Source organism: Reyranella sp., assembly GCF_004297405.1.
In the GTDB taxonomy this organism is placed as follows: domain Bacteria; phylum Pseudomonadota; class Alphaproteobacteria; order Reyranellales; family Reyranellaceae; genus Reyranella.
This window is the reverse complement of record NZ_SCVC01000046.1, coordinates 263,813-275,474: the sequence shown is the minus strand read 5'-3', so window position 1 is coordinate 275,474 and position 11,662 is coordinate 263,813. Positions and strand designations below refer to the sequence as shown.

10 protein-coding genes are annotated in these 11,662 nt (G+C 65.2%); 1 reads left to right on the top strand and 9 read right to left on the bottom strand.

The window, feature by feature from the left end; translation table 11 throughout:
- The 4 genes from dnaK to pip all read right to left on the bottom strand — a co-directional run.
- Positions 1–1,530, bottom strand: a 1,530-nt coding sequence (gene dnaK, locus EPO50_RS29885) for a molecular chaperone DnaK (RefSeq protein WP_296350464.1), incomplete at its 3' end; no start/stop codon positions are given.
- A gap of 237 nt (positions 1,531–1,767) precedes the next feature.
- Positions 1,768–2,376, bottom strand: coding sequence for a nucleotide exchange factor GrpE (grpE, locus tag EPO50_RS29880; RefSeq protein WP_296350463.1), 609 nt, complete (start codon positions 2,374–2,376; stop codon positions 1,768–1,770).
- A gap of 74 nt (positions 2,377–2,450) precedes the next feature.
- Positions 2,451–3,506 (bottom strand): TauD/TfdA family dioxygenase, encoded by a 1,056-nt coding sequence (locus EPO50_RS29875; protein ID WP_296350462.1) that lies wholly within the window; start codon positions 3,504–3,506, stop codon positions 2,451–2,453.
- Positions 3,507–4,517, bottom strand: coding sequence for a prolyl aminopeptidase (pip, locus tag EPO50_RS29870; protein ID WP_296350460.1), 1,011 nt, complete (start codon positions 4,515–4,517; stop codon positions 3,507–3,509).
- Between the two features lie 122 nt (positions 4,518–4,639).
- Here pip and EPO50_RS29865 point away from each other — a divergent pair, with 122 nt between their 5' ends.
- Positions 4,640–6,055 (top strand): M48 family metalloprotease, encoded by a 1,416-nt coding sequence (locus EPO50_RS29865; protein ID WP_296350458.1) that lies wholly within the window; start codon positions 4,640–4,642, stop codon positions 6,053–6,055.
- Here the strand turns inward: EPO50_RS29865 and EPO50_RS29860 are convergent, their stop codons facing one another.
- The 5 genes from EPO50_RS29860 to EPO50_RS29840 form a co-directional block, all read right to left on the bottom strand.
- Positions 6,056–6,781, bottom strand: a complete 726-nt coding sequence (locus EPO50_RS29860) for a hypothetical protein (protein WP_296350456.1) — start codon at positions 6,779–6,781, stop codon at positions 6,056–6,058.
- Positions 6,782–6,949: 168 nt separating this feature from the next.
- The gene (locus EPO50_RS29855) at positions 6,950–7,477 is read right to left on the bottom strand and encodes a CarD family transcriptional regulator (RefSeq protein WP_296350455.1); all 528 of its coding nucleotides are present in this window, start codon (positions 7,475–7,477) and stop codon (positions 6,950–6,952) included.
- A gap of 289 nt (positions 7,478–7,766) precedes the next feature.
- Positions 7,767–8,102: a ferredoxin FdxA gene (fdxA, locus tag EPO50_RS29850; protein ID WP_296350453.1), complete on the bottom strand. Its 336-nt coding sequence runs from the start codon at positions 8,100–8,102 to the stop codon at positions 7,767–7,769.
- Between the two features lie 63 nt (positions 8,103–8,165).
- Entirely contained in the window at positions 8,166–8,420 is a 255-nt protein-coding gene (locus tag EPO50_RS29845) for an RNA-binding S4 domain-containing protein (RefSeq protein ID WP_296350451.1), read from the bottom strand.
- Between the two features lie 25 nt (positions 8,421–8,445).
- Entirely contained in the window at positions 8,446–11,652 is a 3,207-nt protein-coding gene (locus EPO50_RS29840) for a helicase-related protein (RefSeq protein WP_296350449.1), read from the bottom strand.
- Positions 11,653–11,662 lie beyond the last annotated feature (10 nt).

Sequence of the window (11,662 nt, the reverse complement as noted above, 5' to 3'; positions counted from 1 at the left end):
CATCTTCTGGATGTCGGCCTCGCTGAGGCCGCCCGAAGCCTGGATGCGGATCTGCTGCTCCTTGCCGGTGGCCTTGTCCTTGGCCGAGACCTGCACGATGCCGTTGGCGTCGATGTCGAAGGTGACCTCGACCTGCGGCACGCCGCGCGGCGCCGGCGGGATGCCCACCAGATCGAACTGGCCCAGCATCTTGTTCTGGGCCGCGATCTCACGCTCGCCCTGGAACACGCGGATGGTGACCGCGGTCTGGTTGTCATCGGCCGTCGAGAAGGTCTGGCTCTTCTTGGTCGGGATCGTCGTGTTGCGCTCGATCAGGCGCGTGAACACGCCACCCAGCGTCTCGATGCCGAGCGACAGCGGCGTCACGTCGAGCAGCAGGACGTCCTTGACCTCGCCCTTCAGCACGGCGGCCTGGACCGCGGCGCCGACCGCGACGACTTCGTCGGGGTTGACGTTACGGGCCGGCTCCTTGCCGAAGAACTGCTTCACCGTCTCGATGACCTTCGGCATGCGCGTCATGCCGCCGACCAGAATCACCTCGTCGATCTGACCGGCCTGCAGGCCGGCATCCTTGAGGGCTGCCTTGCAGGGCTCGAGCGTGCGCTGCACCAGATCGTCGACCAGCGACTCGAGCTTGGCGCGCGAGAGCTTGATCACGAGATGCTTGGGTCCGCTGGCGTCGGCCGTGATGAACGGCAGGTTGATCTCGGTCTCCTTGGCGGTGGAGAGCTCGATCTTGGCCTTCTCGGCCGCTTCCTTGAGGCGCTGCAGAGCGAGCTTGTCGTTGCGCAGGTCGATGCCCTGCTCCTTCTTGAACTCGTCCGCCAGGTAGCTGATGACGCGCTGGTCGAAGTCCTCGCCACCCAGGAAGGTGTCGCCGTTGGTCGCCTTCACCTCGAACACGCCATCGCCGATCTCGAGGATCGACACGTCGAACGTGCCGCCACCCAGGTCATAGACCACGATGGTGCCGTTCTTGCGCTTGTCCATGCCGTAGGCGAGCGCAGCCGCGGTCGGCTCGTTGATGATGCGCAGCACTTCGAGGCCCGCGATGCGGCCGGCGTCCTTGGTCGCCTGACGCTGGGCGTCGTTGAAGTAAGCGGGAACGGTGATGACCGCCTGCTCGACCTTCTCGCCAAGATAGGCTTCGGCGGTTTCCTTCATCTTGCCGAGGATGAAGGCCGAGATCTGGCTCGGGCTGTATTGCTGGTCGCTGGCCTCGACCCATGCGTCGCCGCTCGCTGCCTTCACGATCTTGAAGGGCACCAGCGACATCTCCTTCGCGACCATTGGGTCGTCGAAGCGGCGCCCGATCAGGCGCTTCACGGAGTAGAGGGTCTTCAGCGGGTTGGTGACGGCCTGGCGCTTGGCGGACTGGCCGACCAGTCGCTCGCCGCCGTCGGTGAAGGCCACCATGGACGGGGTCGTCCGCGCGCCTTCCGAATTCTCGATGACCTTGGTGTCGCCGCCTTCCATAACCGCGACGCACGAGTTGGTCGTACCCAAATCAATGCCAATGACTTTCGCCATGATACTGCTCTCTTCCCTAGGCAGATCGGCCCGGCCCCAAAGGCGCCTGATCGACCCCCTCAAAATGTTACCTGCCGGAAAAACCGGGTCAGGACAGGGGCTATATAGGTCCTAAGCGGCTGCCTGCAATGGACTTAAGGTCCAAATTCGCAGCTTGAAAGCGCTGTTTTGCCGCCTAGGGTGTATTCTTTGTGTGCTGGCGCCCCCGGGGCGGGAAAGCACCGGGAGGAAAGCTGGCTAGTTTTCGTTGCTTGCCTGGGGGCTGACCTTCGGACCGCCCTTCGAAACCCCGACCATGGCCGCCCGCAGCAGCCGGCCGGCGATCAGGTAGCCCGGGGCCATTTCCTGGACGACGGTACCGGAGGGGACGCTCGGGTCCTCGATCTCCATCATCGCCTGGTGGAATTCGGCATTGAAGGGCTTACCCAGCGCCTCGACGCGGGTGACACCGTGGCGCTCCAGAACCGACTGCAGCTCGCGCTCGGTCGCCTGGACGCCCACCACGACATTGCGCAAGGCAGGGTCCAGCGTCTCGAGGTCGGCCGGCAGAGCCGACAGCGCTCGGCCGATATTGTCGGCGACTGACAGAACATCGCGGGCGAAACGCTCGATACCGAACTTGCGCTCCTTCTCGATATCCTGCTGCGCACGACGGCGGACGTTCTGCGCCTCGGCCAAGGCACGAAGCTGCTTGTCCTGCAGGTCGGTCTTCTCGGCCTGAAGCTGCTCGACGAGGCGCTGCCAATCGGCGGCGCTCTCCGGCTTGGAGGGAATATCGAGATCGGTTTCGGGCGTCTCGACCGGCATATCCGCCGGGGCGCCGCCCGCGGTAGGATCGCTGGCCATATGTTGTCCCTAGTATCCGTGGTTTCTTTGAGCGGCCTTCACTTAGGGATGACCTCGCGTCAGGTCAACTGCGGTCAAACGGCCTGCAACGGAGCATGCAGCTTGGTGCCATGCACGATGATGCCGCCGCGATCGCCTATGGTCACCTGGCCGTAGCGCTGGGCGAAGATCTCGGGCAGGGGGCGTCCACCGGCAGCCGCCAGCCACAGGCGCAGGAGATGACGGCGGCGCTCGGGCTCGGGCCAGTCCTCGAAGCCCGTGCGGTCATGCAGCATGGTGTGGTTGTGCACGAGCTGCACGTCGCCCGGCTTGAACTCCATGAACAGGTTGAGCTTCGGATCGTTGGCCAGCCGGTCGAACATATCGAGCGCTTCGACCTGAGCGGCCGAGAGTCGCGGCGCATCGGCAAAGCGCTGCGCGGAGTCGATGTACTGGCGCTGATAGATCGCCGTCAGATAGTCCTGGTGCCAGTTGAACACCGGGATTTCGAAGTAAGGCTTCTGGCCTGCCGGGACCTCGCCGCGCCGATCGGTGGCGAGCGGCTGAAACAGGAGCTGCAGCAGATCGGGCCGCTGGCGGCGCATCTCGTTGAAGATGGTGGTCGAACTGACCAGCGCCGACAGGCCGCCCGACTTGGCGGTTTTGAGGCAGAGCAGGCCGACGATGTCGCAGGAATCGGTGTGGTAGGTCTGGCGCTCGTGCGTCTGATAGATGCGGACGTTGGGATCCTTCACATCGAGGCCGAGATCCTGGACATGACCCAATACATGGCCCTTGCCGTTCTGCGAGCGGGCGGAGCCGAGATGGGCGCCCAAGCCGAAAAAGGCCGTCGCCGATTCCGCCATCGACCAACGTTCGACCGGCAGGCCGCGCAGCAGCAGAAAGCCGCGGCCGTTCAAAACTTCGTCGTCGACGCGTGCCCGCAGCTTGGCGCCGAGGGTCGGCAGGGGAAAGTCGCGCGCCGCGATGGCGGCAATATCGGCATTGCGGGCGACCAGCGCTTTGGTCGCCGCCTCGACCTCGGCTACTTCGGCAGCGCCGAGGGGCATCAGCCAATCGTCACGCTTGGAGATTTCAGGGCCATACCAAGCGGCAGCGCCGGTCTGTTCCGGCGGAAGGACGAATGACATTTAGGCTTCCCAGGGAAAACGTGGGGCAAAGAGTTCGTCGTCGCTGAGCGACAGGCGATAGCTTTCGGTGGCATTGACCAGCGCTGCACGAATGCCGGGTTCGAGGGCGCTGTGGCCGGCGTCGGGCACCACGACATAGCGCGCCTCGGGCCAGGCCCGTGCCAGCGCATCGGCGGTGACCGGCGGACAGACGATGTCGTAGCGGCCCTGCACGATGGTGCAGGGCAGATGGCGCACCCGTTCGAGCTGTGCCCAGGGCCAGCCTTCGGGCACGAAGGTGCCGTTGGCGAAGTAGTGCGCCTCGATACGCGACAGGGCGAGCGCAAAGCCGCCATGGTCGGTTTCGAACGGCGCACGCACTGTCGGATAGAGTGTCGAGCAGGCGGCTTCGTAACGGCTCCAGGCGCGCGCCGCCGGGCGGTGCCGGTCGGGATTGCGATCGATCAGGCGGCGATAGTAATTGCCGAGGAGGTCGGAACGCTCGCTTTCCGGCAGATGCTCGGCGAAGTCGCGCCAGGCTTCCGGGAAGATTGTCCGCATGCCGTGCAGGAACCAATCGATCTCCGGACGGGCGCCGAGAAAGATGCCGCGCAGGATGAAGCCCGCGGTGCGGTCGGGATGGGCGAGCCCGTAGGCGAGCGCCAGCGTGCTGCCCCACGAACCGCCGAACAGGAGCCAGCGCTGAATGCCGAGATGCGTCCTGAGCTTCTCCATGTCGGAGACGAGATCGGCGGTCGTATTGTCCTGCAGCTCGCCGAGCGGCATGGAGCGGCCGCAGCCGCGCTGGTCGAAGACGACGACACGATAGAATTGCGGATCGAAGAAGCGGCGATGGACCGGCGCGGAACCAGCGCCCGGACCGCCGTGCAGGAACACGACGGGTACACCTTCGGGGTTGCCGCTTTGCTCCCAATAGATCGTATGCCGCCCATCGACCGCCAGCATACCGCTGGCGTAGGGCGAGATTTCGGGAAACAGATCGGATCGGAGCGGAGTCTCAGAACGCGGCATGCGAATACCTGCTGACATCACTGCCATAGTGGCAGCCGTCATTCCAGCCTTGCGACGATTGCAGCAGCCTCGGCCAAACGTCTAAGGTCGACACGGCGCCTGCTGCGCCGTGATGAGGAATCGTGAATTTTCGCGGGATTCTAGCGTCGGTCGCGATGCTGGCGGTCGTTGCTGCCTGCACGCCGCAGGTCACTCCGCCGCAGACGAACGCGGCGTCGGCAGGCCGCGGCGCGCTATCCCTGCCACGCGAGGTCGAGAGGCTGGTTGGGCCGGCCTACGACGATCCCAAGCTGCAAGCCTATGTCGATCGCGTCGGTCAACGCATCGTGACGGCGGCCGGGCTTCCCGGAAGCTATCGCTTCGCCGTGCTCGACCAGTCGCTGGCGAATGCGCATGCCGTGCCGGGCTATGTGTTCGTGACGCGCGGCTTGCTGGCGATCCTCGAAGACGAGGCCGAGCTCGCCGCCGCGTTCAGCCATGAACTCGGCCACCTCGTTCAGCGTCACGCCGCGCAACGTGCCCGCGTACGCAAGGACATGGTCGACGCTGCCGTTGCTGCGGCGTCGACCAGTGGTTCCGTCACGGTCGGCCGATCGGTCGCCAACGAAGGCCTGCTGGCGTTGCGACGCTATTCGCGCGAGCAGGAACTCGAAGCCGACCGGCTCGCCCTCACCTACATGACCAAGGCAGGCTATCGCGGCAGTGCCATGGAGGGGTTGATCCATCGCCTGCGTCGCCAGTCGCAGCTCGAATCGCAGATCATGGGCGAGACGTCCGATGTCGGCGATCGGCCGAGTGCCTCTTCCACGCATCCGGCGCCGGTCGAACGGCTCGAGGCGCTTGCGGCGTTGCCGGGCACCTCGGCGCCGGGCGAGGCCAACCAAAAGGAATACTTCGCCTCGATCGACGGCATGTCCGTCGACGATCCGCCGAACGAGGGCTTCGTGCGGGGCACCTCTTTCCTGCATCCAACCTTGCGGCTGGCCTTCACCGCACCTGCAGGCTTCTTCGTCTTCAACGAAAACGACGGGGTGCTGGCTGTTGGCCGCGATCGCTCGCTGATGTTCTTTTCCTGCACGACCGACCAGGTGGAGGGTCGGCTCGATGACTGGATGCGCAACAAGCTGAAGCCGACGCCGACCGATATTCGGGCAACCGAGATCGGTGGCGCGGAGGCGGCGATCGGCGCGCGACCGCGTGGTTCCGACACCGGGCTTGCGCAGGCGCGTTACGTCATCGTCCGCCACGGCGAGCGCATCTGTTACTTCAACCTGATGAGCGAAGGTCCCGGGCAGGACCGCCAGATCGAGGTGCTGCTGAACGCAGCCCGCAGCTTCCGCTCACTCTCCGACGCGGAGGTTGTCGCGTTGAAACCCTATCGGCTGCGCATCATCTCGCCGACTGGTTCGACGGCCGCTCAGCTTGCCGCCCGCATGCCTTATCAGACGCTTCGAATGGAGCGCCTGCTGGTGCTTAATGCTGCCGATGCGCCGGCCGATCTTACGCGCCGCTCCGAGATCAAGATCATCGAGCCGTAGTCAGGGCTCGATCCTCTCCAGCACCGCGCCATCGGCATCGAGGGCGACCAGGGTCGGCCGATCGCGTGCGACCGTCAGCACCCGACCGTTCTCGTTGGCTACGTTGCTGGCGGGGGCCGTACCCCGGACCAGCCGGTCGATGGCCGGCCAACCACCGTCGCCAGCCCTGCCGAGCGCGTCGTCGAGCGCGTTGTCCGATGCGGCATTCCACCAGAAGGCGTCGGCCTGCTCATCGAGCGGCCGGGCCGGATCGGCTCCCGCGGCGGCGAACACGATGCGGCCATCGGCGCTGATGGCCGCCCGTGCGAGCGAGTTCAGCAGATCGGGATGGCCTGGCTGTTGAGTGTGGCGCTGGCGCAGGCTCGCGGTCCAGCGTGCAATAGCCGACGGACCATTGCGGCTGGCGATCCGCCCTTCGGCGACGGAATGACCATAGGCTTCGATAGTGGCCATGAGGCCGCGCGCCAGCATCCAGTCGAGGACGTCGAGTGGCGACATGGCGAACTGAAGCTGCAGCACCTTGTGCCACATCTCCTCCTGGGCACCGCGCAGGAAGACGAAATCCTCGACCTCGGCGCTTGGCCTGGCCAGCAGGCGACGTCGCAACAGAAGCATGAGGTCCAGGGCGCGCACCGGATCGCCCGCCGCGCCCAGCATGTTGCCCAGCACGACAAGCCGGTCGCCCGACTGCCAGCGCGACAGCAGGACGGCAGACAGCCTCTCCAACGCGGTGTCATCGCCAGACACCCCGCCTAATGCCCAGGTGCAGCCACCGTGTCGCAGGCGAGCAATCGAGGCGGGCGGATTGTTCATTCAAGGACAGTGCACATAAAAAAGGCGGCGCGACAGTGGACTGTCGGCCGCCTTTCGGCTCAAGCCTGCCGGCCCCAGGGCCTAGGCGACCTTCTGCAGGACGCTGTTCAGCTTCTGGGTGGCGAGATCCTTGTCGATACGCTCGACAGCCGCCAGCTCGCGGGCCAGGCGATCCAGGGCCGCCTCGTAGATCTGGCGCTCGCTGTACGACTGGTCCGGCTGGCCGGCATTGCGGTGCAGGTCGCGCACGACTTCGGCGATCGACACCGGGTCGCCAGAGTTGATCTTGGCTTCGTATTCCTGCGCGCGGCGGTTCCACATGGCGCGGCTCACACGGCTGCGGCCCTTCAGGGTCACCAGAGCGCTCTCCATGATCTTGCGCGAGCTGAGCTTGCGCAGACCGGAAATCTTGGCCTTCGCGACAGGTACGCGCAGCATCATGCGCTCCTGCTCGAAGGAGATCACGAACAGGTCGAGCTTGTGCCCGGCGATTTCCTTGGCCTCAATATCGATGACGCGGCCGACGCCGTGGGTCGGATAGACCACGAAATCGCCCTTCTCGAAGGCATACTCCTTCGCTTTCGCCGCCACCTTCTTCGGCTTGGTCATATCCTCGATTCCCTCCACGACTAGCCCCGCTTTCAGCGATACCGCGACCCGCCGCGCACACTCCCCTGTGTGCTCGCCCGATGCCTATGTATCGGTAAGTTGTTATCGGATACCGACACGGACACCGAGCCGGCAGCGGACCGAACTTCGGATCGCTTCCAGCAGGAGTGTTATATCAGAGAATCCGGACGGAGTCAGGGCTTATGTTGCATTTCGGCAACGGTGGGCCTATGCAACTGCCGCATGGCTGTTGCAGAAAGTGCAAGAAAGGACTTGCGAACGGTCGTTTCTATCGCGCAGCGGGCTTGTCGCTGAAATACTTTTCGAACTTGTCTTTCTCGTCCTTAAAGGCCTCGGCGTCAGCAGGGGCCTCGCCCTTGCGGGTGATATTCGGCCAAGTGGCCGAGAGGCCGCGGTTCAGCTCCAGCCACTTCTCCAGGCCCGATTCCGTATCGGGTAGGATGGCGTTGGGCGGGCACTCCGGCTCGCAGACGCCGCAGTCGATACACTCGTCCGGATTGATGACCAGCATGTTCTCGCCCTCGTAGAAGCAATCCACGGGGCAGACTTCGACGCAGTCCATGTACTTGCACTTGATGCAAGCTTCAGTCACGACATAGGTCATACGAGTTCCTAAACGAGCGTCGCGTGCTTAACGCGATGGACACGGCGGCGCAAGACTGCCGAATCAGCGCGGCTCGATCTCTTCATACAACGACCGAGCCTCGGGAGCTGGTCCACGCCGCTCCCCTAAAGCAACAACCCGGACAACGCGCACCTTCGGCCCCAGCGCAAAGGTCAGGACCATGCCGGGCGCTACCGTGGCATGCGCCTTGTCGACCACCCGGCCATCGATGCGGCAGCGCGATTTCTCGATGTAGCGGGTGGCCAGCGAACGCGTCTTGAAGAAGCGGGCGTGCCAGAGCCACTTGTCGAGACGCATCGCGCGTCAGCGCCCCACGGCGGAATTACTTCTTTCCGCCGAGCTTCAGCTCGAGCAGCTTGGCGAACGGCGAATCGGCTGCCGCATCGCCCTTCGTCTCGGTGGTGGCGAAAAGGCGCAGGGCCGGTCCGCCACTGTCGCGACGCGGCGGCCGCGGGCCACGCCTGTCGTCGCGTCCTCTGTTCTCCTGCGGTGGGCGACCGTCCTTGCCCTGGTTCGGTGGGCGATCCGGCCGGGGTCCATCCTTGCGCGGCCGATCATCCTTGCCGCGCGGTGGGCGCGGCGAATCGGCGAAGAACTGCCGCTCGTTCGGCCGCTCCGGCCGTTCGCGACGGCGTTGGTCGCGCTGGTCGCGTTGGTGCTGACGCTGCCGTTCGCGCTGCTCCTCGCGCTCGCGCACGAAGCGCGGCTTGATCGAGAAGGCATGCAACGGGCCGTTCTCTTCCGACGGCGGATGCACGCGATAGCCGAGGCCACTCAGCACATCGGCCATCTCTGGCTCCGAGCAGCCGACCAGTGACATCATCTGCGGCGTTGCGCGGAACCAGCCGGGAGGCAGAGGCCGCGGGCCTTTCTTCGCCTCCGGCTGCGGCTTGGGCTCTTCTGATGCCTCTTCGGCCTTGGCTTCCTCGGCCACAGGTTCAGGTGCCGCTTCCGCAACTGCCTCTGCCGTGGTTTCCGCTTGGGGCTCCGGCGCCGATTCGACGGGCGCTTCGGCAGCTTCCGCAGCAGGTGCTGCCTCGGCCGGCGTCTCCGCTATTTCTGCCGGTGCCTCAGGCGGTGCTTCGATGACATCCGCCACCGGCTCCATTTCGCCGAAAGCAGCGGCGACAATCGCCCATTCGCTGATCTCGTCGGTCGACGGCGCTGCGGCGGCAGGCGCTGCAGTCGCAGCGGCCTCGCCTCTGGGCTTCCTCTCCTGCTTCTCCTGCTGCTGCGCGCGACGGGCAGTTTCTCGGCTGTCGCGCACCGCATGGCGCGCCATGGCCGCGAGTCGCTCCACCATGTCGGCGCGGATCGCGTGGTCGCCGAGAGGCAGATAGCCGATGGCGGCGTAGAAATCGCGCTCGGCATCGCGCGGCAGATCCATCGACGTGCGGCCCTCGGCCGGTAGCTGTGGGATTGCCTCGCGATTCTTGGCGATCATCCAGAGGCCGGCGCGCAAGCGAATCGGCACCGGCTTCAACATGCTCGGGAAGTAGATCGAGTAGACGCCGACGCGCACGCCAAGCCGCGCCAACGCCTTGCGATCCTCTTCCGCAAGCTGGGCGAGCTGATCTTCGATCGGACGGCGCGGCAGCACACCGAGGCTCTCGCAGAGCTGGAAGACAATGCCTCGCGCGCCGGCCGGCAATTCGGTCGTAGCGCGCGCATCCATCAGTTCGCTGAGGCCGAGCCTGATGCGAGTCTCCACCCAGACCGCGGCACGCTTGCGCACTTCCTCACGTGCCGGTCCGTCGAGCAGATCCGACGCAATGGCCTCGACCTTGGGCGCCAGCACATCACCCGACGGCAGCAGGCGCGCAACGGGGCCACCGCCCCAGCACACGCGAAGTTGCGCATCGAACACGATCTCGCCGTCAGGACTGTTCGTGAACGCCTGCAAGCGCGCTGGCAGATCCTGACGCAGCGCGCGCAGTGCAGCACTCAGCACGGCCTTCTGGTCCGTCTGTCCTTCTGTCGCGTCCGGCACGAAGCGGAAGCCCTCGATGCGGCCGAGGTGCTCACCTTCGACCGTCACTTCGCCCGCTGCGGCGACTGACGAATTCATTTCACCCTCATCGCGCAATCTTCGTACAAGCAACGCCGCGCGTCTATCGACAAACCGTTGCGTCAAACGCTGATGCAATACGTCAGAAAGTCGATCCTCGATAGCCCGTGCGCGCTCTTGCCAGTGGGTCGCGCGCTGAATCCAGTCGGGACGATGTGAAATATAGGTCCACGTCCGAACGTGCGCGATGCGTGCCATCAAGGTGTCGATATCGCCGTCGTAGCGCTCGAGCCGTTTCACATGTCCGTCGATCCAGTCCTCGGGCAGACGCTCGCCGCCCTGCGTCAGGTGCTCGAAGAGCTGACTGAGCAGGCGCGTATGCTCCTCTGTCATCGTCTTGCGAAAATCCGGTACCTGGCAGACGTCCCAGAGCAGCTTGACCCGGCGCGGCGAGTGCAGGCGCGGCAGGAACTCCGAATGCGCCGCCAAAGCCTGCAGAGCGAGCTGGTCGTCCTGCTCGCGCACACGCTGGAGCGCCGGATGCGGCGGCAGGGCATTGAGCGATGCGGTCAATGCCTGCACCGAGCGGAAATCGAGCTCGGAATTGCGCCACTGCACGTCGCGTAGCGGATCGAAACGGTGGTTCTCGATGGCCTCGACCGTCTCGGGCTCCAGGCCGCCGACTTCGGCCGTGGTGCCGAAGGTGCCGTCGTTCATATGGCGGCCGGCGCGGCCGGCGATCTGTGCGATCTCGACATTGCGCAGGGGGCGGAGCGTGCGGCCGTCGTATTTGCGCAGCGAGGCGAACCAGACATGGTTCACGTCCATGTTGAGGCCCATACCGATCGCATCGGTGGCGACGAGGTAGTCGACCTCGCCCGACTGGAACATCTCGACCTGGGCGTTACGCGTGCGCGGGCTGAGGGCGCCCATCACGATCGCCGTGCCGCCGCGCTGGCGGCGAATCAACTCGGCGATGGCGTAAACTTCGTTGGCCGAGAAGCCGACGACCGCTGAGCGACGTGGCAGGCGTGTCGCCTTCTTCGGCCCGACATAACTGAGCTTGGAGAAACGCGGCCGCGCCACGACATCAATGTCGGGCAGCAACCGGTTCAGCACTGGACGGATCGTGTCGGCGCCCAGCAACATTGTTTCGGTGATGCCGCGCGCGTGCAGTACGCGGTCGGTGAAGAAATGGCCGCGCTCGGGATCGGCCGCCATTTGCACTTCGTCGACCGCAAGGAAGGAGACCGGCCGCTCGAGCGGCATCGACTCGACCGTGCAGACGAAATACCGCGCGCCGGGTGGGGTGATTTTCTCTTCACCGGTAATCAGCGCGACCTGATTTACCCCCTTCAGCTGCACGATGCGGTCGTAATTTTCGCGCGCCAGCAGACGTAACGGGAAGCCGATCATGCCAGAGGCGTGGCCGAGCATGCGCTCGATCGCGAGGTAGGTCTTGCCGGTGTTGGTGGGGCCGAGGACGGCGGTCAGGCGGCCGGAGGCGCCGGAGAGCGACATTGGGGCACCA